The sequence below is a fragment of the Serratia sp. K1WW1 genome, assembly GCF_055790865.1.
The window spans coordinates 5,688,820-5,710,338 of the sequence record NZ_CM147697.1 but is presented as its reverse complement, the minus strand read 5'-3'; the positions used below and the strand labels follow the sequence as shown (position 1 = coordinate 5,710,338).

Annotated in this window: 21 protein-coding genes, 1 pseudogene and 1 riboswitch; of the genes and pseudogenes, 10 read left to right on the top strand and 12 right to left on the bottom strand. The window is 52.4% G+C overall.

Features of this window, described 5'->3' with window-relative positions:
• Positions 1 to 24 precede the first annotated feature (24 nt).
• From ACX9GU_RS25955 to ACX9GU_RS25930, 6 genes and pseudogenes are all read left to right on the top strand, one after another.
• Positions 25 to 651: an urease accessory protein UreE gene (locus ACX9GU_RS25955; RefSeq protein WP_473193335.1), complete on the top strand. Its 627-nt coding sequence runs from the start codon at positions 25 to 27 to the stop codon at positions 649 to 651.
• Positions 635 to 1,336, top strand: coding sequence for an urease accessory protein UreF (locus tag ACX9GU_RS25950; protein ID WP_473193334.1), 702 nt, complete (start codon positions 635 to 637; stop codon positions 1,334 to 1,336). Before ACX9GU_RS25955 ends, ACX9GU_RS25950 begins: the two co-directional genes overlap by 17 nt.
• A 16-nt stretch (positions 1,337 to 1,352) precedes the next feature.
• On the top strand, positions 1,353 to 1,979 hold the full coding sequence (gene ureG / locus ACX9GU_RS25945) for an urease accessory protein UreG (RefSeq protein ID WP_473193333.1): 627 nt from the start codon (positions 1,353 to 1,355) through the stop codon (positions 1,977 to 1,979).
• 10 nt (positions 1,980 to 1,989) lie between these two features.
• Positions 1,990 to 2,940 carry an urease accessory protein UreD gene (locus tag ACX9GU_RS25940; protein WP_473193332.1) on the top strand — a complete coding sequence of 317 codons (951 nt, stop codon included), beginning with the start codon at positions 1,990 to 1,992 and terminating at the stop codon, positions 2,938 to 2,940.
• 79 nt (positions 2,941 to 3,019) lie between these two features.
• Positions 3,020 to 4,015 carry an urea transporter gene (gene yut / locus ACX9GU_RS25935; RefSeq protein ID WP_473193331.1) on the top strand — a complete coding sequence of 332 codons (996 nt, stop codon included), beginning with the start codon at positions 3,020 to 3,022 and terminating at the stop codon, positions 4,013 to 4,015.
• Between the two features lie 41 nt (positions 4,016 to 4,056).
• A pseudogene (locus ACX9GU_RS25930) lies at positions 4,057 to 4,416 on the top strand (IS6 family transposase); the annotation flags it as partial.
• 41 nt (positions 4,417 to 4,457) lie between these two features.
• On the opposite strand, the gene ACX9GU_RS25925 reads toward ACX9GU_RS25930, so the two are convergent.
• The 11 genes from ACX9GU_RS25925 to ACX9GU_RS25875 all read right to left on the bottom strand — a co-directional run bounded on the left by ACX9GU_RS25925 (position 4,458) and on the right by ACX9GU_RS25875 (position 16,327).
• Complete coding sequence (locus tag ACX9GU_RS25925) at positions 4,458 to 5,822, bottom strand: cation diffusion facilitator family transporter (protein WP_473193330.1); 1,365 nt, start codon at positions 5,820 to 5,822, stop codon at positions 4,458 to 4,460.
• Positions 5,823 to 6,138: 316 nt separating this feature from the next.
• Positions 6,139 to 6,210 carry a protein MgtS gene (gene mgtS / locus ACX9GU_RS25920; RefSeq protein ID WP_245208526.1) on the bottom strand — a complete coding sequence of 24 codons (72 nt, stop codon included), beginning with the start codon at positions 6,208 to 6,210 and terminating at the stop codon, positions 6,139 to 6,141.
• Positions 6,211 to 6,497: 287 nt separating this feature from the next.
• Positions 6,498 to 6,669: riboswitch (M-box (ykoK) riboswitch) on the bottom strand.
• Positions 6,670 to 6,907: 238 nt separating this feature from the next.
• The gene (gene gorA / locus ACX9GU_RS25915) at positions 6,908 to 8,260 is read right to left on the bottom strand and encodes a glutathione-disulfide reductase (RefSeq protein WP_021181790.1); all 1,353 of its coding nucleotides are present in this window, start codon (positions 8,258 to 8,260) and stop codon (positions 6,908 to 6,910) included.
• A 123-nt stretch (positions 8,261 to 8,383) separates the two neighbouring features.
• The gene (locus ACX9GU_RS25910) at positions 8,384 to 9,172 is read right to left on the bottom strand and encodes a DeoR/GlpR family DNA-binding transcription regulator (RefSeq protein ID WP_059199417.1); all 789 of its coding nucleotides are present in this window, start codon (positions 9,170 to 9,172) and stop codon (positions 8,384 to 8,386) included.
• Positions 9,173 to 9,300: 128 nt separating this feature from the next.
• The gene (gene gatD / locus ACX9GU_RS25905) at positions 9,301 to 10,350 is read right to left on the bottom strand and encodes a galactitol-1-phosphate 5-dehydrogenase (protein ID WP_473193329.1); all 1,050 of its coding nucleotides are present in this window, start codon (positions 10,348 to 10,350) and stop codon (positions 9,301 to 9,303) included.
• 50 nt (positions 10,351 to 10,400) lie between these two features.
• On the bottom strand, positions 10,401 to 11,783 hold the full coding sequence (locus tag ACX9GU_RS25900; protein ID WP_368439145.1) for a galactitol-specific PTS transporter subunit IIC: 1,383 nt from the start codon (positions 11,781 to 11,783) through the stop codon (positions 10,401 to 10,403).
• Between the two features lie 3 nt (positions 11,784 to 11,786).
• On the bottom strand, positions 11,787 to 12,071 hold the full coding sequence (gene gatB / locus ACX9GU_RS25895) for a PTS galactitol transporter subunit IIB (protein ID WP_021181786.1): 285 nt from the start codon (positions 12,069 to 12,071) through the stop codon (positions 11,787 to 11,789).
• The gene (gene gatA / locus ACX9GU_RS25890) at positions 12,068 to 12,565 is read right to left on the bottom strand and encodes a PTS galactitol transporter subunit IIA (protein ID WP_021807402.1); all 498 of its coding nucleotides are present in this window, start codon (positions 12,563 to 12,565) and stop codon (positions 12,068 to 12,070) included. Before gatA ends, gatB begins: the two co-directional genes overlap by 4 nt.
• Complete coding sequence (gatZ, locus tag ACX9GU_RS25885) at positions 12,558 to 13,859, bottom strand: tagatose-bisphosphate aldolase subunit GatZ (protein WP_473193328.1); 1,302 nt, start codon at positions 13,857 to 13,859, stop codon at positions 12,558 to 12,560. The genes gatA and gatZ overlap by 8 nt, the downstream gene beginning before the upstream one ends.
• Positions 13,860 to 14,437: 578 nt before the next feature.
• On the bottom strand, positions 14,438 to 15,292 hold the full coding sequence (locus ACX9GU_RS25880) for a tagatose bisphosphate family class II aldolase (RefSeq protein ID WP_473193327.1): 855 nt from the start codon (positions 15,290 to 15,292) through the stop codon (positions 14,438 to 14,440).
• A gap of 192 nt (positions 15,293 to 15,484) precedes the next feature.
• Positions 15,485 to 16,327, bottom strand: a complete 843-nt coding sequence (locus ACX9GU_RS25875) for a 23S rRNA (adenine(2030)-N(6))-methyltransferase RlmJ (RefSeq protein WP_021181782.1) — start codon at positions 16,325 to 16,327, stop codon at positions 15,485 to 15,487.
• 302 nt (positions 16,328 to 16,629) lie between these two features.
• On the opposite strand from ACX9GU_RS25875, the gene ACX9GU_RS25870 reads away from it, so the two are divergent.
• From ACX9GU_RS25870 to ACX9GU_RS25860, 3 genes are read left to right on the top strand one after another with little or no spacing between them, the layout of a single operon-like run.
• Complete coding sequence (locus ACX9GU_RS25870; RefSeq protein ID WP_473193326.1) at positions 16,630 to 17,505, top strand: hypothetical protein; 876 nt, start codon at positions 16,630 to 16,632, stop codon at positions 17,503 to 17,505.
• Positions 17,502 to 17,996 carry a hypothetical protein gene (locus ACX9GU_RS25865; RefSeq protein WP_473193325.1) on the top strand — a complete coding sequence of 165 codons (495 nt, stop codon included), beginning with the start codon at positions 17,502 to 17,504 and terminating at the stop codon, positions 17,994 to 17,996. The genes ACX9GU_RS25870 and ACX9GU_RS25865 overlap by 4 nt, the downstream gene beginning before the upstream one ends.
• Before the next feature lie 18 nt (positions 17,997 to 18,014).
• Complete coding sequence (locus ACX9GU_RS25860) at positions 18,015 to 18,521, top strand: hypothetical protein (protein WP_473193324.1); 507 nt, start codon at positions 18,015 to 18,017, stop codon at positions 18,519 to 18,521.
• A 31-nt stretch (positions 18,522 to 18,552) separates the two neighbouring features.
• On the opposite strand, the gene ACX9GU_RS25855 is transcribed toward ACX9GU_RS25860, so the two are convergent.
• Positions 18,553 to 19,032 (bottom strand): Hcp family type VI secretion system effector, encoded by a 480-nt coding sequence (locus tag ACX9GU_RS25855; protein WP_209555008.1) that lies wholly within the window; start codon positions 19,030 to 19,032, stop codon positions 18,553 to 18,555.
• Between the two features lie 444 nt (positions 19,033 to 19,476).
• On the opposite strand from ACX9GU_RS25855, the gene prlC reads away from it, so the two are divergent.
• Positions 19,477 to 21,519, top strand: a complete 2,043-nt coding sequence (gene prlC, locus ACX9GU_RS25850) for an oligopeptidase A (RefSeq protein ID WP_473193323.1) — start codon at positions 19,477 to 19,479, stop codon at positions 21,517 to 21,519.

The window sequence follows — 21,519 nt, the reverse complement described above, 5'->3', positions numbered from 1 at the left end:
GGCATCAGTAAAAAGGTGAGAGACATGATCCTGATTGAAAATATTATCGGCAATATCAAGACCGAACCACACTGGGCACAGAAGGCGGAAGGCTTCCAACATGATGTGTTAGTGCTGGAGCAGTGGGAAGCGCAAAAGAGCCGTTGTCGTAAACAAAGTGAACAAGGGGCCGATATTGGCCTGGCGCTGGATCGCCATGTCCGGCTCTCGGATGGCGATGTGCTGATGTTTGATGAACAAAAGCAATATCTGCTCACCGTCACCATCCATCTGCGCGATGTGATGGTGATCAATCTGGAGAAATTCGCCACGGCCAGCTTTGAGGAAGTGGTCAAACACGTATTTGAGTTAGGGCATGCACTCGGCAATCAGCATTGGAAATCCGTGACTAAGGGCAGCAAGGTCTATGTCCCCTTGACCGTGGAAGTGAAAATGATGAACTCCGTAATGAAAACGCATGGCTATGACGCAGAAGAATATCAGTTTGTGGCAGGGAGTTCGGTCCTACCGCTGCTGACGCCTTCGGAATCACGCCTGCTATTTGGCGGGGCAGAAGACTCGCATGTGCATGTTCATGTCCACCACGATTATGATCACGCGCACTTGCATCACGATCATCATCATGGAACAGACCATGAACACCAGCGCTGAAGGGCTGGCCCGGCTATCCCGAGTGCTGCAATTTGGTGATTCGATGCTACCCGTGGGGGCGTTCTCGTTTTCCTGCGGGGTTGAATCGGCGATCCAGGTCGGCCTGGTCAAGGATGTGGAGACACTGAAGCAGTTTGTCAAAACGTCGCAAAACCAGGCTGCCCATTGCGATGCTATCGGGCTGGCGCATGCGCTCCGCGCCTTACAGCAAGGTCGCCATGACGATATTTTGGCGGTCGATCGGGAGGTCATCAATCGCAAACTCAACGAAGAGTCGCGCGTTATGACAACCCGGATGGGTAAAAAGTTGGCGGAGATGACCTCGCACGTTTTTGAATCGCCGATCCTGGCCTGGTGGCTGGGGAAGATCAAGGCAGGGGAAACGTCAGGAACGCTACCTGTCTCTCAGGCTCTGGTCATGGGGTTACAAGGGATCAGCGTCGAAGAGGCTATCGTGATGCATCAGTATGGCGTCGGCATGACCATTCTGAGTGCAGCGCAAAGATTGATGAGGATAACCCATCTCGACAGTCAGCGTATTCTGTTCGATGTGAATAGCGACATACCGCACTTTTGCCAATTGGCGGCTAATGCCAGTATCAGTGATATGGCTTCCTATACGCCTCTCATTGATATTCTGGCCGCCGTTCATGTTGATGCACACGTGCGCTTATTTATGAATTAATAGAAAGGGATCTGAGATGAAAAAAATAACTCGAATCGGCATCGGTGGTCCTGTGGGCTCAGGGAAAACGGCCATTATCGAAGTGATTACGCCAATACTGATCAATCGCGGGTTTAAGCCATTGATCATTACCAATGACGTGGTGACCACGGAGGATGCCAAGCAGGTTAAGCGCACATTGAAAGGGATCCTGGATGAAGACAAGATCCTGGGAGTCGAAACCGGGGCCTGTCCGCATACGGCGGTGAGGGAGGATCCTAGTATGAATATCGCTGCGGTTGAAGAAATGGAGGAGAAATACCCAGATAGCGATTTGATCATGATAGAGAGCGGCGGCGACAACTTAACACTTACTTTCAGCCCGGCACTGGCGGATTTTTATATCTATGTCATCGACGTGGCGGAAGGGGAAAAAATCCCACGTAAAAACGGGCCTGGTTTGGTGCAGGCGGACATTTTGGTGATCAACAAAATCGACCTGGCTCCGTATGTGGGTGCCAGCCTGGCGGTTATGGAACACGATACGCAAATTGTCCGCAGCGGTCGGCCGTACATTTTGACCAACTGCAAGACCGGTGAAGGGATTGAGGCACTAGTGGATATGATCGAGAAAGATTTCTTGTTCACGCATTCCAAACAATAAGGAAGCCAGGATGCAGACAGATGAGAGATCACCCGCCGCGTTGACGGCGCTGTCGCTTGGGGCGCATTCGCCCGAACTGGCGCAGTATCAACAGGAACCACCGCAGATGGCTAGCGCCGCCGTCGGCAAAAACGGCTATTTGCGGCTGAGGTTTATTCACAAGGGCGACAAGAGCGTGCTGTATGAAATGGAGCGCAAAGTACCATTGCTGGTGCAAAAAGCGCTTTATTGGGATGAGGAAATGCCGTTCCTGCCCTGTGTACCAATCATTTCTACCTCGGGATGCATTCTGCAAGGGGATCGGCTTTCGATGGTGGTTGAGGTGGATGAGGGGGCCTGTGCCCACATCACGACCCAATCGGCCACTAAGATCCATTCCATGGATAACAACTATGCGGCACAGACCCAGTTTATCCGTGTCGGGGAAGGAGCTTACCTGGAGTTTATGCCCGACCAGGTGATCCCCCACAGAAATTCGCGCTTTATCAATGAAACGGTGATCGAGTGCGCCCGCAATGCGACGGTGATCTACGCCGAGATCTTGATGTCTGGGCGCAAGTACCATCATCATGACGAGCGTTTTGGTTTTGATGTCTATTCGTCCAAAATTACGATGAAAAACCCTGCCGGTGACACGCTGTTTACCGAAAAGCTGGTTCTGGAACCCCAAGCGTATCCGTTGGATGTCGTTGGCGTGATGGGGGCATTTGATACCTATGGTAATGTCGTCGTCATTACGGACAAAGCGTTTCAGGATGAAATCTTAAAGCAGTCCCCCTCGTTTTACAGCCCCGAGCTTTGCCATGGCGTCAGCCGTCTTCCCAATGAACTCGGGCTGATTTTCAAGGTGCTTTCCTGTGACAGCCCCCGGGTCAAACAAGCTATCCGCGAATTCTGGCAAGTAGTACGCCAGGTGACGACCGGATATTCACTTCCCGCACCCTTTCTTTGGAAAACATAAAGCTCGGTTTGTATCTGGCCCCGTTAGGGGGACAGCCCAGGTTTCCGGTGTCCGGCAAACGTTATCAGGAGTTTACCTCATGAATGCTCCCGCAGAGATTTCGTCCCAATGGCAACGCTTGGCCCAATCACATGCCGTGATCGGTTTTATCGATGTGACATTGCGCGGCTGCGCTCAGGTCATGTTTCAGAATAACCCACTGACCGGCCTGATTTTCTTTATCGCCATTTTTGTGGCGGCCTATGGAGAAGGTATCCCGATGGCCGCCTATGGTTGTCTACTTGGCACTGTGGTCGCGACCTTGACGGGGTTGGGGCTACCCGATCGTTCATCCTGGCGGGCGGGGCTTTATGGTTATAACGGTTGCCTGGTCGGCGTTGCGCTGCCGACCTTTCTGGTCATGACGCCGCTGGTATGGGTCTGTATCGTTGTTGGCAGCGTGGTGTCGGTTATCGCTACCGCCTGCCTTGCTGACCTGCTGAAAACCTGGAAAATTGCCGCCTTGACGGCGCCTTTTGTGCTGACAACCTGGGTCATCTTGCTGAGCAGCTATATGTTTGCCGGATTGCATAGCGCAGGTTTACCGGCACCGAAGCTACCAACTGCTGAGAGCGTGGTAGCAATGCAATCTTTGTTGAACGCTTCCGTTTACAAGACGCTGTTCCACGGTATTTCGCAGATTTATCTATTCAGCAGCGTCATCGCGGGGGTTTTATTTGTCATCGGTTTAGCCGTCAGTTCGCTGTGGGCCGCCGTATTTGCCGTGGTGGGGTCACTCCTGGCGCTGCTGACCGCACTGGCCTTGGGCGCTAATGATGCCAGCATCGCCAGTGGCCTGTATTCCTTCAGTGCCGTATTAACGGCGATTGCCTTAGGTTCAACCTTTAATAAACCGAGTTGGCGGGTGCTGGCCTACACCCTTATTGGCATCATCTTTACGGTTTTTGTCCAAGGCGCGATGAATACGCTGATGTCCCCGCTGGGGATCCCGACCTTAACGATGCCGTTTGTGCTGGCATCCTGGTTATTTTTAGTCCCCAATCAGGATGTTATGCCGCCACATCGTCAGGCATGAGAAACTATTGGGCTCTGTCGCATTAAGGCGTCGCCAGTTAACTGGAAGAGATGATGGCAGAGCGCGGTATTATCGTTGACCATTCAACGCAGTGTCGTTGGGTTATCCGCCTGGCGCCGCTGCTGGATAAGGCTTCTCGCCGACACAAGCGCACTGCAGGTCGGCAGGGGCGAATGGATGAAAGCTACATCAAAATCAAAGGCCAATGGAAGTATCTGTATCGGGCTGTCGATACAGCAGTTCAAACTATCGACTTTTTGCTGACTGCCAAATGGGACGCTGCAGCCGCATTGCGCTTCTTTCGCAAGGCTATTGGTCATCACGGTGAACCTGAGGTGGTCACTATCGATAAAAGTGGTACTGACTTTTTCCAACTTCATGTCACTAATGCAACAGAGCCATTTATAGACCTTCACCTTATCCTTCATTCCGCAGTGAGGGCTCACAGCGGTTCAACATGCCCAACCACCCGCGATACCATCGGGAATTGCATTCTCAATTGCCGTTCAATATGGTCCACCGCATCGTGCACCGCAGAAATCGACAAGGCAGGAAGGGCCCGACAGTGAAAATTCACAATCACGCCCTGCGGCGTTTCTCGCGCCCGGATATCATGGATGTCTTGCACCAATCCGCTGTTTTGCGCCGAAAGCGTCAATGCTTGTTCAATCTTCGCCAGTTCGCCGTGTTCCACATCCTGGCTAGTTAGCCAATCCAGCATCTGTGGCTCCAGGTGGGTTTCGATCTCCGTATTTTCGCCCAACGTCCGGCGTAGAGCCTCCTCCACCTCGCTGGCAATATCATGCGCCTGCTCTACGCTGGCATTGGCCGGAACCAACAGATCCATACCGATCGCCACACGGTCTGCCAATTGTTGTAGCGAAAGGCTCTGCACCACGGCCCCATGGTTGGCGGCCAGCATGCGAATACGGGTTGCCAGATCTTCATCACTTCTGGCTTGAGGGATGGCAATCACCCGTACTTCCGAGTTGGTGTATTGCTGCGCAAGTTTGGCGGTAACGTTCTGCTTCAATTCCTTGATCCGCTCAAGCGGTAGCGTCCGGCATACCCCAACGCTCACCTCGATAAACAGCGTGGCTCCGCCACTGCGCAGTCGAATGTTTTCTGTAGACAGCACCGCGGGGAAATCGTTAAGCAGGGCCGCGATATCTTCCCGCGTGCCTGCAGGTGCAGTGTCAATCAGGGAATCAAAAGAGCGTTTCCCCAGCTTCAATGCGGCGGTCAGGATAAAGCAGGCGACGATCAGTGCTGCCAGCGCATCCGCACGGGCAAAACCAAATAGCACAAAAACCATGCCCAACAGCACCACGCCAGAAGACAACATATCGGAGAAGAAATGCAGAGCATCGGCTTCCAGAGCCGCGCTGTTGGTGGCCTTGGCCACGCGGTTCAAGGCCCGGACACGGAAGAAATCAACCACAATGGACACCAGCAGTACCGCAATCACTACCGGTGCAGCCACAATCTGGTTTGCCTCACCTATCAGGCTGCTTACTGCTTCAAAGATGATCCAACCCCCGGCCGCCAACAGGAGGAGTACCTCAAACAGTGCGGCCAGATTCTCAACCTTGCCATGACCGAAATGATGGTCATCATCAGCAGGTTTATCGCTGACGCTCACCGCCCACCAGGTGATGCTGGTGGCGATAAAATCGGTAAATGAATGAATGCCTTCGGATATCAGGCCAATACTGCCGGTAAATATACCTGCGATAAATTTACCTAACGCCAACAATCCGCTGATAATCATCGAGTTTCTGGCGACGGCCTGTTTTTGATTTTGCATAGCACAGCTCATAGTTGAATTAAAAAAATCAGCGTTTGGTTTTTACGGAACATTGCCAGACAAAAGCGACGAGCAGTAAGCTTGCGGTAGCTGTCAGCAATAGACAGGAAAGAAATGCAGTTTGACCGGTGGAATACAAATAAATCTCATTAATACCTACCGAGATCATAAAAATAGCGTACAGCAACCCAAGAATAAAAATCATCATCATTATCACGCGCGGTAAATACCGTCCGTTTATTGCGGTTATTCATCCTCCCCGCAATGATTGATGAGGCTACGGGGAGGATGATGCTAGGCGGATCCTTTTCGTTCATTAGTCATCCCATTTGGTGCTCAGATAGGCTGCAATCAGCCCCAATGAGCTGATGAAAAACAAAAATCCCATAAAAAACATCATATTTCCCATAATCTTATCCTCGGTTAACTGTAATCGATAACGACCTCTGTGGTTAAAAGTAAGTGTGCAACGTAGTCTCCTGGCTTCATTCACCGTCATGGTGCCAGTGGCGGTGAAAAAGTCAGCGTTCAAAGAGTTAGCAATGCCTGAACCGCCTGTGTTGCTGGCGCGGTAGCGGTCATCGCTGAGGAGTCTGGAAGTGATTGACCCTATTGCTGTTTAAACTTCAGCAGTGCATCGCATAGGGGAGTAAACCAAAGAGGGGGAGTGCAGAAAGCCTATCTCCGCGTCCAGGTTTTAGCACTATACAACGTATCTGAAAAATTTCAGAAGTTACCTTGGGCTGAACCTTAATCCGATAAAGCCTGTCTTAACCTTGGGCATCTCTCGATGTCGTCAGATCAGTAACCTGTGTTTGTATAGGAGCCTCGCCAAACGAGATACTGCATATAACTACGCGGTGATTATAGGCGTGCTGGGAGCGATAGTGCTCGAAAATCGGCAACTCGTTGAGGTGATATTTAAGAAGTTATATTTAAACGAACGATGTATCTTAATGAACGTTAATTTTGAAGTGATATAAACACTATGGCGGGGATATTCAATTGCCTTAATCAGCATTTATAAGCTGAATAAAAGCAAAAACCGACCTTTTACAGTCGGTTTTCCAGTAAGGAATGCACTATTACCGCATGGTCACAAACTCTTCCGCGGCGGTTGGGTGGATAGCCACGGTGTTGTCGAAGTCTTTCTTGGTCGCGCCCATTTTGATCGCTACGGCGAAGCCCTGCAGGATTTCATCCATACCGAAGCCGATACCGTGCAGGCCAACGATCTTCTCTTCTTCACCCACACACACCAGCTTCATGCGGCACGGCTGGCGATGCTGAGTCACGGCGCTGTACATGGCGGTGAAGGACGATTTATAGACCTTCACTTTGTCCTCACCAAACTGCTCTTTCGCCTGTGGTTCGGTCAGGCCAATGGTGCCGATTGGCGGGTGGCTGAACACCACGGTGGCGATATTGCTGTAATCCAGATGTTCGTCCGGCTTGTTGTTGAACAGGCGCTCGGACAGGCGACGGCCAGCGGCGACGGCAACCGGGGTCAGCTCAACTGCACCGGTGTTGTCACCTACCGCGTAGATGCCCTTCACGTTGGTGTTCTGGAATTTGTCGACCTCGATGTAACCTTTCGCATTGGTTTTCACGCCGGTGACCGCCAGGTTCAGATTGTCGGTCGCTGGCTCGCGGCCGATGGCCCAGACCAGGCTGTCCACGGTGAACTCTTTACCGTTTTCCAACGCCAGCGTCAGGCTGCCGTCGGCGTTTTTGACGATGGATTTTGGAATGGATTCGGTGTGCAGGGTTGGCCCTTCGGTGTTCATCACCTCAACCAGGGTTTCTACAATCATCGGATCGAAGGTACGCAGCGGGGCGTGTTTACGCACGAACAGGTGCGTTTCCGCTCCCAGCGCGTTCATTACACCGGCAATCTCTACCGCGATGTAGCCAGCGCCCACCACTGCCACGCGTTTTGGCATGGCATCCAGCTCGAAGAAGCCGTCGGAGTCGATGCCGTATTCGGCCCCAGGGATTGAAGGGTGGCTTGGGCGGCCACCGGTCGCAATCAGAATATGGTCGGCAGTGATTTTCTCGCCGTTGACTTCCACAGTATGCGCGTCAATAAAGCGGGCAAAACCTTTGATCACGTCGACCTTGTTTTTACCCAACACGTTGTCGTAGGAAGTATGAATACGATCGATGTAGGCGGTGCGGTTGGCGATCAGACGTTTCCAGTCGAAGGCGTTGACGGTGGTATCGAAGCCGTAATCCGGGCCGTACTGGTGAATGGCCTCGGCAATCTGTGCCGCATGCCACATGACTTTTTTCGGGACACAACCCACGTTAACGCAGGTGCCGCCAAGTTCTTTGGCTTCAATCAGTGCGCATTTCTGGCCATACATGGCTGCCCGGTTGATCGATGCGATACCGCCGCTGCCGCCGCCAATTGCTAGATAATCGTAATGTTTCGTCATCTGGGTTTTCCATGAGTTGTGTGATTCGAGAAGGGTAAGAGTTTAACGCCTGATAGGGGGTTGTCGCAAAGATTGCGTCGATGGCTGTAATAGGCAGAGGCTTGATCCTCTGCCCGGTTGATTTTACACGATAACCAGTTCGGGTTTTGCCCGATCGAGCGCTTGGCGATCGGCACTGCTGATGCCGGTATCGGTAATGATCATGTCGATCTGGCTCATCGACAGCACCAGGTTGAACCCCCGGCGGCCGAACTTGGTGGAATCGACCACCGCGACCACGCGCTTGGCTGCCTGAGCCATTACGCCGCTGATCGAGTAGCCTTCATTAAAGGTGGTGATGCCGTTGGTAGCGTCCAGCCCGTCGGCCCCGACGAACATCACGTCACCGGCAATGCCCTGTAGGGAGAGTTCCGCGATGGAGCCGTGCATGGAGCGCGTCTTATGGCGCAGCGTGCCACCACACAGCACCAGCGTGATGTCTTTATTGTCGGAAAGTGCAAAGGCGGCGGGCAGGTTATTGGTGATCACCGTGATATTACCCATCTTCACCAGCTCTTCGGCGATCAGCATGGTGGTGCTGCCGCTGTCGAGGATCACCGTATCGCCGGGGTTGACCATCGCCGCTGCCTTTAAGGCAATGCGCTTTTTCGGGTCTTTGGCCAACTGGTAGCGTTCTTCCAGGATGACCTCACCGGTGGTTTTCGGCGCCTCGGCCTCCTGCTCCAACTGGCTGCCCGGCCTGGCGGCACCGCCGTGGAAGCGGATCAGCAGGCCTTTTTCTTCCAGCAGGCGCAGGTCAGCGCGGATGGTAACTTCAGAAATTCCGAAGGAATTCGAAAGATCGCTGACCAAGATGCTGCCGTTCTGCTGAACCAAGTCGACAATTTTATTTCGTCTTTCAAAAGAGTTCATCATCCTGACCTATCGAAATGTTTTGCTTTTATTTTATGCGAAAGGGATATGAAAGGGGAGCATAAAGATCAAGGAGATGGGATTTGAGGCAAAATAATGGCTGCACCAGGGCAGCCATTGGCTAAATATCACTCTTCGCCAAGCTTGAGCATGATTTTTCCCTGCATCGGCATACCGGCCAGGGCTGCAACGCTGGCGGCGTATTGCTGCGGACGATCGATGCTGGCAATCAACGGCTCCAGAGCCAGATCTGCCGATTGGAACAGCTTCATGGCCTGCTGCCACTCTTCCCCTGGCCACGGGGCTGAATAGTTCATCCAACTGCCCAGCAGCGTCAGTTCCTTGCGCAGGATCTGACTGAAGGTGCTGTAAGACAGATGCAGGTCCTTATGGAGAGTCCCCACCAGCGCGATTTGTGCCCGTGGCCCGGCGATATCTAGCGCCAGCCCAACCGTTTGTGGTGTACCAGCGGTTTCCAGAATCAACTGATCAAAACGCCTCTCCTGCAAGCGTTCGGCTATCTGGGCGGGACTGAGTTCTGCGCTGTTAAACGTGTTTTCTGCGCCGATCTGGCGTGCCAGCTTGAGCCGGTCGTCATTGATATCGATCGCCGTGACGCTGCGTGCGCCCATTGCTCTGGCGCACTGGATCGCCAGTTGGCCGATGGTGCCAGCACCAATGATGATCACCTCTTTATCTTTGCATCCGCCAGCCAACTGAATGGCATGCAGGCCGACGGTGATGGGCTCAATAAACGCCCCCTGCAATAAGCTGACGTTGGCAGGCAATTTCACCAGATTGGCACGTTTGACCACGATAAACTCGGCGTTGCCGCCGTGGCTGCGTGAACCGACGAACTGGTAATGCTTGCACAGCGAATAGTAATGGCGCTGACACTCCGGGCAGTTAAAGCAAGGCAGCAAAGGGACGCAGGCCACGGCATCATGCTGTTGCAGATCGGTAACCCGATCGCCGCAGGCCACGACCCGGCCACTGAACTCATGCCCCAGGGTAATCGGGTAGAAATGCGCGCCCTTGGCGAAGATGCGGGGGATATCCGAACCGCATAGCCCGGAATACGCCACCCGAACCAATACCTCATCGGCGGCCTCAATGGCAGGAGCGGGGCGTTCTTCAACGCGCACTTCTCCCTCCGTGTGGATCACGACTGATTGCATAACTTGAACTCCGTAGAAATAGAGAGGGGGAGATAAGCTCCCCCGAAGGATCAGGACATCGCGTTGAGGCTTTGCGCGGTCTGCTGTTTAGCAGTGGCTTCAGCTTGGGCAAATTGACGGGCACGGCGCCAGGTGAGGAACACCCCAATGGCGTAAATGACGCCGATAACCACCAGACCCACCACGTTTTGCCAGGTGAGTAGTTGGATCAGCAGGTAGGTGATTGGTGAGCCGCCTTGGTCCATCGAGGCCACTACGCCGCCCGCTTTCAGGGCACCGGCATTGGCAGCCAGTTGGGTATGCAGCCCGATGGTTTGGGTGGCGATCCACAGCGTGATGCTCATGATGATAAAGCCCGAGATCAGCGTGCGGAACAGGTTGCCCTGATGCACTGCGACGGCGAGGGCCACAAAGAAGCCGATGGTTGCCAGATCGCCAAACGGCAGCACCTGGTTACCTGGGACGATCACGGCGATCAGAATGGTCAGCGGGATAAAGATCAGGCTGGCAGAGACCACGGCGGTATGGCCCAGCAGCAGCGCCGGGTCGAGGCCAATAAGGAACTCCTGGCCACCAAAGCGTGCTTGCAGGCGTTTACGAGCATGCTTGGCGATCGGCGTCAGACCATCCATGATCGGTTTAATCACCCGTGGCATCAGCAGCATTACGGCAGCGGTTTTCACCGCCAGTTGCAGAATGCCCTTCAGGTCATAACCGGCCAGCGCACCGATAATCAGCCCCATCACAAAGCCGACGGTCACCGGCTCGCCGAACGGGCCAAAGCGTTTCTGTACGTCGTCTGCGCTGAAGTGAATGCGGTTCAGACCGGGGATCTTCTCGATAATGGTGTCCACCAGTACGGCGATCGGCCCCATATAGGCGGAGGTGCCGTGCGGGATGGCAATCCCTTCCAGCCCGAAGAAGTCACGGGTATCTTTGGCGAACCAGTCCCCCAGCTTGTAGACGAAGGCGGCATGCACCACCACGCCCAGCATACCCAGCCAGTATGAACCGGTGGCCAGATGCACCATGGCGCCGGTAAAGGTCATGTGCCAGATGTTCCAGATATCCACGTTAACCACTCGGGTCATACGCGTCAGCAGCATCACGATGTTGACCGCAATCGCTACCGGGATGGCGATCAGGGCAATCTGCGAGGCCCAGGTCATCGGCGACGAGCCTGGCCAGCCGATATCCACCACGTGCAGGTTGATCTGGAACTGTTCGGCCATCGATTTTGCTGCGGGGCCGATCGAGTCCAGCATCAGGCCGATAACCAGCCCGATACCGACAAAGCCAATGCCGATATGAATGCCGGATTTAAATGAATCCCCTAATTTCATCCCTAAAATCAGCGAGAAGATGATGATCACGATGGGCAGCATCACCGTAGGGCCGAGATCGAGGATGTAACGCATGATGTCGGTAAACATGGGCTACTCCGTCAGAATGGTCAGTATTTTTTGTTTCAGCGCATCGATGCCGACGCCGGAAATAAACGGCATGCCGTGGACCAACGGTATATCGCCAAACTGCCGGTCGACACGGGCGGTGGTGCAGATCAAATCGGCATCGTCCATATAGGTTTCAATCTCGGTCACGCGGCACTGCACCAAATCCAGCTCGATGTTGTGCTCCGCGCACAGCTCTTTGATCTCTTCTGCGGCCATGGTCGAGGTGGCAACGGCACCGCCGCAGGCAACGATAATTTTACGTTTCACAGTGTGGCTCCTTCATATTCTGTTTTTTGTTGTGGTCGGGAGGGCGGAGTGAAAACCCGCTGGGCAAAAATTTCGCCCAATTGGTCCTCGGGGGCGGTCAGTAGCGCAGTGATAAACTCGGGGTGCTGCAACTGGCCAAACAGCGTGCGCAGTAAAACCAACTGCGCCGCCGGGTCGGTGACGATCAGCGCGATAATCAGCGCAACGTCGATCGTGCCGTCATCATCCGCCTGAGCGAAGGGTACGGCATGGTCAGGGCGGATCAGATAAATAGCCGGAGCGCGTGCATGCTCCGCTTCACAATGGGGTATGGCGACCGCATGCTGCTCAAGGGCTATGCCGGTGGGATAAGCGCTCTCACGCACCAGCAACGCCTGCGGGTAGCTGTTGTGAACGACCCCGGCGTTGAGCATGGTGACGCCAATGTGCTCCAGCGCCTGCTGCGCGTCGGCAAAGCTGATGCCAGTGCGAACGAACAGTTGGCTGTTATGCATGGACCATCTCCTCGGCGTTTTTGGCTTGCTCTGCGGAGGCACAGCCGAAGCGATAAGCGCGCAGCACATCCTGAATCTTGTCGATCATCAGTGCGTGGGGTTGCTTTGCCAGTTTGCGCTCCATCACGCGCTGATATTGCAGCGGGAAGTATTGGCTAAGCAGGCCCGCGGGGATCTCTTGCTGGTCGAGGTTATTGAGCAGCGTCGTCATACTTTGGGCGATACGCGGGTGAGGCCAGTAGTAGCGGATACGATCCGACAGGCTGAAATGCAGGTCGATCAGCGAGCGGCTGAACGTCGGGTGGTAATACTTTTTCCAGTAATCCGGTTCGTCGAGCATTACGGCGTCAATCACCGCCAGGATCTGGCTGCGTTTTTCCGGGGCAATCAGGGCCTGTTCGATATTGGCCAGGGCAAACACCGCTTCGCGCAGGGCAAACGTCAGGGCCGGGCCAACCTTGAGAATGGCGAAGTGATCGCGCACCAGTTGCTGATAGGCTTCACGCGTTTGGTAATCGGTAGAGTGCGCCTCATAGACCAGCGGCGTGGTGGTAATAAACTGGGAGAGTTCGCGGGCCAGCTGCGGTTGGTATGCGATCACTTGTGAGTGGTCGAACTCCACCCCTGGTTGCACTACCACGGCGATGATCCTGGGGATCGCCGCCGCCAACCCGGCCTTGCGGAACGCCTGATAGTGAGTTTCCAGCGTGGCGGCGGCATCCGTCGCGTGAGTGATATGTACGCTGCCAATGGCGGAAGATTCTCCTCCAGGAACTGGCACCTCGGTCCCAATCACATAGGTCAGCTGCTGTTTTTGCTCTGGGGTAGCGACCCGTTCGGCGACCTGGCACAGACGGGCGGCGCGTTCTGCCACCACGTGGGGATCTAACGGGATCGGATCGTCGGCGCAGGACATGGACGCATCCAGATGGATCTTGCTGAATCCGGCGGTAACGTAGTCGGCGATCAGCACTTCCGCTTTCGCCATTGCGCTGGCGGCGGGTTCATTTTGCCAACAGTTAGGGCCTAGATGGTCGCCCCCTAATAGCAGCCGGGAGAGCGGAAAGCCGACGGTTGCCGCAATATCGCAGACAAACTGCCGGAAATCCGCCGGTTTCATGCCGGTGTAACCGCCAAACTGATTAACCTGGTTGGATGTGGCCTCGATCAGCACCTGGCGATCGCTGTGCAGATCCAGGCGTAATGCGGCTTCAATGACTAATGGGTGTGCCGAACAGACAGAGCAGATCCCGATCGGCTCCCCTGCTTTATGTCGTGCGATTATATTTTTCATTCTACCCTCCGTTTTCTTACGAATATAATCGTAATGTTTCGAAAGGTTAGCAATGCACTTTTCTATTATTCGTGATCAAGATCGAAAACTTTAGCGCTATTTTTCCGTGCCGGTGCTTTCAGTGTGAGGGGGTAAGTTAACGAGCAGGGTAAGTTTAGTTATTTAAAATCAGTATATTACAGATGGTTGATAAAAAGAAGAATGGGCATACGCAATAAAGTGAAAGCGGTTGTTTTGCTGCGGAGATAGGTTCACCGGCCCCTCACCCCAACCCTCTCCCATAGGGAGAGGGAGCTGTTAGCCCTTGCTCTTTTGGAAGTAAAGAGGTCATCTCATTAAACTCGATCGTCCCCTTATCCAAGGTGCGTCACTGAGTTTTCAGACACACTTGATCGGCTCCCTCTTCTTTAGGGAGAGGGAGCTGTTAGCCCTTGCTCTTTTGGAAGTAAGAGGTCATCTCATTAAACTCGATCGTCCCCTTATCCAAGGTGCGTCACTGAGTTTTCAGCACACTCGATAGGTCCCCTCTCCCTGTGGGAGAGGGTTAGGGTGAGGGGCCATTACCATGCTGGCGTATTTCACTGCCTGCCTTCGCAGCCACAAACCTGAATCACCTTTTGCACCACCTGTTGCATCGCCAGCTTGGCGGGCTGCATATAGTGGCGCGGATCGTTGGCCTGCGGATGCTCCGCCAGATGCTGTTTCAGCGCATCGGAAAAGGCGATTTTAAGCTCCGTCGCCACGTTCACCTTGCAGACCCCCAGCCGAATAGCCTGCTGAATATCGGCGTCTGGCAAGCCCGACGCACCATGCAGCACCAGCGGTACGCTGACTCTGTCGCGGATCTGCCCAAGGCGGGTGAAATCCAACTCTGGCCTGCCCTGGTAAAGCCCATGTGCCGTACCAATCGCCACCGCCAGTGAATCGATGCCGGTGGAACGCACAAACTCCTCGGCCTGCTGCGGTGAGGTATAGCGGGCATCCTTGGCATCGACACTGATGCCATCCTCAACGCCACCAAGCCTCCCCAACTCTGCTTCAACGCTGACATCATAACGATGGCAAAACTCGGTCACCTGCCGCACCAGCGCGACATTTTCCGCAAAGGGCAGGTGCGAGCCATCAATCATGGCCGAGCGGATCCCTGCATGCACTTTAGTTTCAATATCTTGCAGGGTTTCATGGTGATCAAGATGTACCGCCAGTGGGATGCGGTATTCGGCGGCCAGCTGTTTGACAATGGCGACCACGTTAGCCGTTCCCGCATAGAGATAGGTGCCGGGCGTACCGGCCAGGATCACCGGTGAGCGCATGTGCGCGGCGGTTTCAGCCACCACCTGCATGGTTTCCAGGTTATGAATGTTGAAGGCCGGTACGGCATAGCCCTGTTGTTGTGCCTTCTGCAGCATATTGTTGGTCGAAATGATGTACACCGCCTGCCTCCTGTTTTCTTTAGTTACGTTATCTTTCGATAATCATCATCTAATCGAAAGGTAAAATAAGCAAACAGTTATTTTGCGGTTGTGATGAGGATCGGCAAAAGATCGGGGGAAAATGAGGCTGAAGCAGGGGGGATGGAGACTGGAAAAGTGGATGGCCGCCCAGGCAGGCGACCATCATCGAACTTATTCTGGTACGACCCAGTTCACCAGGTGGTGACCGATACCGGACGGCACCAGTACCTTGTGCAGCCACGGCAGCACGTTGTTCATCTGCTGTTCCAGCTTCCAAGGTGGGTTAATCACGATCATGCCTGAAGCCGTCATCCCGCGTTGATCGCTGTCGGGCTTCACCGCCAGCTCGATTTGCAGGATACGGCGGATGCCGGTCGCTTCCAGCTCTTTGAGCATGCGTTTGATCTGCTGGCGCATCACCACCGGATACCACAGGGCATAGGTGCCGGTGGCAAAACGCTTGTAGCCTTCCTGAATACCTTTCACCACGTCTTGATAATCGGTTTTCATCTCATACGGCGGGTCCATCAGGATCAGGCCACGGCGTGACGGAGGCGGCAACTGGGATTTTAACTGCTGGTAACCGTCGGCACGCTGCACTTTGGCGCGCTCGTCTTTCTGGAATTCGTTACGCAGCAGCGGGAAATCGCTTGGGTGCAGCTCTGTCAGATGGATTTTATCCTGCGGGCGCAGCAACTGGCGGGCGATCAGCGGTGAGCCTGGGTAGTAACGCAGGGTGCCGGAGCGGTTGAAGTTGTGCACTACGCTCATGTAGGCCGCCAGCTCTTCTGGCAGATCGTCACGTTGCCACAGCAGGCCGATGCCTTCCAGGTATTCCCCGGTGCGCTCGGCATGCTCACCGCTCAACTGATAGCGCCCGGCACCGGAGTGGGTATCCAGGTACAGCAGCGGCTTATCTTTTTCTTTCAGCGCCTCAATGATCAGGCTCTGAACGGTGTGCTTGAGCACGTCGGCGTGGTTGCCGGCGTGAAAACTGTGGCGGTAACTTAACATGGCGTTTTGTGTTTCCTGATTTTCGAGTTATTTTCAATAAAATCAACTCATTAAATGCAAAAGAGTTCTGCGTGTTTACTGCAAACTCGTAGATCAACGAATTTAAGCTACCAAGTATAAACCGCCTTGCTGGTAAAAAGCGAAAAGCGTTGCAGCCTGGAGGGATCTACGCCGGTATAGTCAAGAATAGGTGATAGCTATGAGGAATTTGCCTTGATTGTTCTTTATACAATGCCGAATTTCAATTATATTAGTGGATGAGTAAATGGAAATACTTTCTTATAAGGCAACCGGAGGCCGCGATGAAGGATAGAATATACCCCAACTATCTCACGGGAAATAATTCCACTCTCTTCCCCACACCACCCGATCATGGCGCCTATGCCCGACGAATTGCGGAAGAAAAATTCCAGGCTTGCATGAATGCCGAACAGCGCCACATCATGCTGCTTACCAAAGAAGAAGCCTATGATGTTCTGGAGTGCTTTGGAGAGTTTGGCAGAGGCGATCGGCAGCATGATGAGGGTTTTCTAAATATCACACGTGATGAAGGGTTGGACTATCTGGGATATGCAGCAACCTATAGCGGTAACGCGAAGGATTTCTACTCTGCGGCGGACCTGGTCAGGAAGTTGGGGGGCTTTGGGATTGCCGCCATCATTTATGTCGGAAGAAACGGCGAGAAGTTAATCAAGATCACCGGCTACCCAGGTATTAGACGGATCTTAAATGGAACGCGTTATTCGTTAAATAATATGCAGATTGTGCAGATTGGGATCGGGACTAAAGGCATCAATCATACTATCATTCAGGGTGTGAAATGGAGCGTGTATGTCTCTTTGGCCTACCGTAGTTTGGAGTTTATTCTGAGCGATGAAAGCTCTGCGGCAAGATTTTTGGGGAGTGTAACTAGTGATATAGCTAAAGCTATAGCTACTGCAGCTATTATGAGAATGGCGACGCCAATATTACTTGGGCTCGTTGTGGGAAGTATTGGAGGAGCTTTTTTTGTTGTTGCAATTGCAGGGGCAATATTTGTCGGTGGAATAGAATACATAGACAAAAAGTTTGGTTTGACTGATACGATAATAATGAAGATAAGAGAGATGGAGGCAAATACTCCTCGTGTATCAGGTCTGCTAGGAACCAATAATCAATTGATTTATAATAAAATATGAAAAAATCACAAAGGAAAGATACGATAAAGGCCACAATGCAAGAGAGACTAAGTGCATTATTAGTTTTGTTCATCGGTGTTATGGGTATTCTATTGGTTTTCCCGCTGGTAGGTAACTACATGGTTAGCTTTAGTTTTCCCTCAGTCGTGTCGTTCAATAGACTCGGCACTTATATTATCTCTGCGTGGCCAGTCAGTGTCTTGCTTATCATTATAGGAGGGTATTCTTTTTTTACTGGTGATAAGAATTTCATTAGATTTAAAATGATAACGATATGGTCTTGTCGAATCACCGTGCTTGGTATGATTGTTGCGACTCTATTTAATTGGCATTTTACTACCGCATTGGATCAACATGGTTATGGTATCTGTTGGAAAAAAAGTATATATGGGGAAACGCTCTATATCAAAGATGCCAGTGAATGTAAAAAAAGAGGCTTGTCTTTATTGAGAAAACCAAGTCCTGCTATAGAATCAATAGAGTCACCTTGAGGAGAACGATAAGAGAACATGGAAAAAAAACCGCAAAGCAGAACGAAAGTAATTTATGCAATGTTCGAATATAGGTTAAGTGCTTTGCTGGTTATTCTTCTTGGTGTTGTCGCTTTTTGGTTTGTTCCTGAGATCGTTAGAGAATATGAAGTAAAATTTACTTTCCCGGACGTGGTGCCATTCCAGAGGTTAGAAGCTTATATTATTGCTGGGGTGCCAATTTATTCATTATTCATGATCCTAGGTTTTTATATTCTTATTACTGGAAAGACTGAGCTCTACGGACATAAACATTATACCAAGATTAAAACCTGTACAGTGTGGTTTTGCCGTATAACTATGTTTAATTTCTTAATCGCAATTATCTTTAATTGGCACTTCACCACGGTGTTAGATGTGCATGGCTACGGTTACTGCTGGAAATCAGGCCCGAATAGTGAAGTCCTCTACATTAAAGATGCCAGTGAATGTAAAAAAAGAGGAACCCAAGTGCTTAAAAGACCCAGAGCTATTTATAGCCGTTAGGGCCTCTTGGTAAGAGAGACCCTGCTAGTCGTTAATAAACTCTGTCGTCCCATACGCTATAACCTGAGGTGCCAGCAATATGGTGTTGGCAAATAATATCTTTATAACGTACGGAGATAATTTCTTCGGGTTGTGCACTAGCATGCGTTAAGCAGTGGGGATAGTTTATGTTGAAATCTACGATGGTTGCCTCTCTGAGTTCGATCGTGTAGTACAACTCTTGGGCACCATTTTGTGATGTGCGGTAAAAATCAAACTTAAGGTTAAGCAACTCGTTATTAGAAATAGCCAGCAAAAACAAAGGGGATGATTTATCCTGCGGTTTAACAAAAATCACTGGGTTATGCATCACATTCTCGCCCCGGCTGATGTTATGCGCGAGCTTAAGAACCAGTATCTGGTTTTCGTGGCCTAATTGGTGCTTGTTACCGATCGAATCCGCTGTAGAACACCCTGCCGATATCAATCCTTGTTGTTTTCCATTAATCGTTACGTAGATATTATTTGCCATGATGAACTCCTTGTCATGTAATTCGTGGCTGGGGTTGGTTAAAAATAGACCGAACCATTTTGTATCAAAACAACTTCAATTAACATGGTTTTTAGCGCACAGGCTGATTTTTTAGCTAGGAATAATAATCTTCATCAATAAATAAAAATGACTCATAAAGTGTGCTGTATGTATGTGAGCGTGTTTAGACGCGGGTATTAACGCAAATGAGAGCATTTTATAGGTACTTAGCGGGGAGGTATTCTTGTCGCTTTCCTACTTAATCTACTTAATGCAATCGTGGCCTATCTTCCTCACTAAACGATCCGCGTGAGTGAAGAAACAGGTTCAATCACACGCATGACCATTGATTTTCCCGCTGGTTGGCACCATGTTAGAGAGAAGCTTATCTTTGTCTGGCCTGATGTGCGCATCGGGTCCACCACCCTAATCAGGACTTCCTCTATGACCAATGCGTTGCTGACACCGTTTGCCTTACCGCCATTTTCTGCCATTCGCCCTGAAGATATCGTCCCTGCGGTGACATCCGCATTGGCCGACTGCCGTGCTGCGGTTGAGCGCGTCGTGGCTCAACCGGGGCCGTTTACCTGGGAAAATCTGTGTCAGCCGCTGGCCGAATCTGACGATCGCCTGTCACGCATCTGGTCACCTGTTGGTCACCTAAACTCGGTAAAAAACAGCCCGGAACTGCGCGAAGCTTACGAACAGGCGCTGCCGCTGCTTTCTGAATACGGTACTTGGGTGGGCCAACATGAAGGGCTGTATCAGGCCTATCGTAATCTGAAAGACGGCGAAGGCTTTGCCAAACTAACTGCGCCACAGCGAAAGTCGGTTGAAAACGCGCTGCGTGATTTTGAGCTGTCGGGCATTGGCCTGCCAAAGGAAAAACAAAAGCGTTACGGCGAGATCGTGGCGCGTCTGTCTGAACTGGGTTCGACCTACAGCAACAATGTGCTCGATGCCACCATGGGCTGGAGCAAGTTGATTACCGATGTGAATGAGCTGAGCGGCCTGCCGGAAAGCGCACTGGCCCAAGCCCAGGCGATGGCACAGGCTAAAGAGCAGGAAGGCTGGTTGCTGACGCTGGACATGCCGAGCTATTTGCCGGTGATGACCTATGCCGATAACCAGGCGCTGCGTGAAGAGATGTACCGCGCCTTCACCACCCGCGCCTCCGATCAGGGGCCAAATGCCGGTAAGTGGGATAACAGCGAAGTAATGGCGGAAACGCTGGCTCTGCGCCACGAACTGGCACAGCTGCTGGGCTTTGCCAGCTATGCGGACAAATCGCTGGCCACCAAGATGGCAGAAAGCCCGGAGCAGGTGCTCGGTTTCCTGAACGATCTGGCCAAGCGCGCTCGCCCACAGGCAGAACAGGAATTGGCACAGCTACGAGCCTTCGCTAAGCAGCACTATGGTGTGGATGAGCTAGAGGCTTGGGATATCAGCTATTACGGAGAAAAACAGAAGCAACATCTGTTCTCCATCAGTGATGAGCAACTGCGGCCATACTTCCCGGAACAGCGCGTGCTGGAAGGGCTGTTCGAAGTGGTTAACCGTATTTACGGTATCACCGCCAAAGAGCGTCAGGGTGTCGATACCTGGCATCCAGAGGTGCGTTTCTTCGATCTGTTCGATGCCAAAGGTGAACTGCGCGGCAGCTTCTATCTGGACTTGTATGCCCGTGAGAACAAGCGTGGTGGTGCATGGATGGATGACTGCGTCGGCAGCCTGCGCAAAGCCAATGGCGAATTGCAAAAACCGGTGGCTTATCTGACCTGTAACTTTAACCGCCCGCTGGGCGACCAGCCGGCGCTGTTTACCCATAACGAAGTCACCACGCTGTTCCATGAGTTTGGCCACGGCCTGCACCATATGCTGACGCAGATCGATACCGCCGGGGTTTCTGGTATCAACGGTGTGCCTTGGGATGCGGTAGAGCTGCCGAGCCAGTTTATGGAAAACTGGTGCTGGGAGCCGGAGGCGTTGGCGTTTATCTCTGGTCACTTCCAGACTGGCGAACCACTGCCGAAAGCCCTGCTGGACAAAATGCTGGAAGCGAAAAACTATCAGGCGGCGCTGTTTATCCTGCGTCAGCTGGAGTTTGGCCTGTTCGATTTCCGTATGCACGCCGAATACAGCCCGGAAAAAGGGGCGCAGATCCTGCCAACCCTGTTTGAGGTGAAGAAAATGGTGGCGGTGATCCCTTCACCAAGCTGGGGCCGTTTCCCACACGCATTCAGCCATATCTTTGCCGGTGGCTATGCGGCGGGTTACTACAGCTACCTGTGGGCGGAAGTGTTGTCGGCAGACGCGTACTCGCGCTTTGAAGACGAAGGGATTTTCAACGCTGAAACCGGTCAATCCTTCCTCGATAACATCCTGTCACGTGGGGGTTCCGAAGAGCCGATGGAATTGTTCAAACGCTTCCGTGGCCGTGAACCGAAGCTGGATGCTATGCTGCGCCATTACGGTATTAAAGGGTAA

Excerpts from the sequence above, each read along its gene's own strand:
- ACX9GU_RS25955 (WP_473193335.1), top strand. The coding sequence starts at position 25 with ATGATCCTGATTGAAAATATTATCGGCAATATCAAGACCGAACCACAC.
- ACX9GU_RS25950 (WP_473193334.1), top strand. The coding sequence starts at position 635 with ATGAACACCAGCGCTGAAGGGCTGGCCCGGCTATCCCGAGTGCTGCAA.
- ureG (WP_473193333.1), top strand. The coding sequence starts at position 1,353 with ATGAAAAAAATAACTCGAATCGGCATCGGTGGTCCTGTGGGCTCAGGG.
- ACX9GU_RS25940 (WP_473193332.1), top strand. The coding sequence starts at position 1,990 with ATGCAGACAGATGAGAGATCACCCGCCGCGTTGACGGCGCTGTCGCTT.
- yut (WP_473193331.1), top strand. The coding sequence starts at position 3,020 with ATGAATGCTCCCGCAGAGATTTCGTCCCAATGGCAACGCTTGGCCCAA.
- ACX9GU_RS25925 (WP_473193330.1), bottom strand. The coding sequence starts at position 5,822 with ATGCAAAATCAAAAACAGGCCGTCGCCAGAAACTCGATGATTATCAGC.
- gorA (WP_021181790.1), bottom strand. The coding sequence starts at position 8,260 with ATGACGAAACATTACGATTATCTAGCAATTGGCGGCGGCAGCGGCGGT.
- ACX9GU_RS25910 (WP_059199417.1), bottom strand. The coding sequence starts at position 9,172 with ATGAACTCTTTTGAAAGACGAAATAAAATTGTCGACTTGGTTCAGCAG.
- gatD (WP_473193329.1), bottom strand. The coding sequence starts at position 10,350 with ATGCAATCAGTCGTGATCCACACGGAGGGAGAAGTGCGCGTTGAAGAA.
- ACX9GU_RS25900 (WP_368439145.1), bottom strand. The coding sequence starts at position 11,783 with ATGTTTACCGACATCATGCGTTACATCCTCGATCTCGGCCCTACGGTG.
- gatA (WP_021807402.1), bottom strand. The coding sequence starts at position 12,565 with ATGCATAACAGCCAACTGTTCGTTCGCACTGGCATCAGCTTTGCCGAC.
- gatZ (WP_473193328.1), bottom strand. The coding sequence starts at position 13,859 with ATGAAAAATATAATCGCACGACATAAAGCAGGGGAGCCGATCGGGATC.
- ACX9GU_RS25875 (WP_021181782.1), bottom strand. The coding sequence starts at position 16,327 with ATGTTAAGTTACCGCCACAGTTTTCACGCCGGCAACCACGCCGACGTG.
- ACX9GU_RS25870 (WP_473193326.1), top strand. The coding sequence starts at position 16,630 with ATGAAGGATAGAATATACCCCAACTATCTCACGGGAAATAATTCCACT.
- ACX9GU_RS25865 (WP_473193325.1), top strand. The coding sequence starts at position 17,502 with ATGAAAAAATCACAAAGGAAAGATACGATAAAGGCCACAATGCAAGAG.
- ACX9GU_RS25860 (WP_473193324.1), top strand. The coding sequence starts at position 18,015 with ATGGAAAAAAAACCGCAAAGCAGAACGAAAGTAATTTATGCAATGTTC.
- ACX9GU_RS25855 (WP_209555008.1), bottom strand. The coding sequence starts at position 19,032 with ATGGCAAATAATATCTACGTAACGATTAATGGAAAACAACAAGGATTG.
- prlC (WP_473193323.1), top strand. The coding sequence starts at position 19,477 with ATGACCAATGCGTTGCTGACACCGTTTGCCTTACCGCCATTTTCTGCC.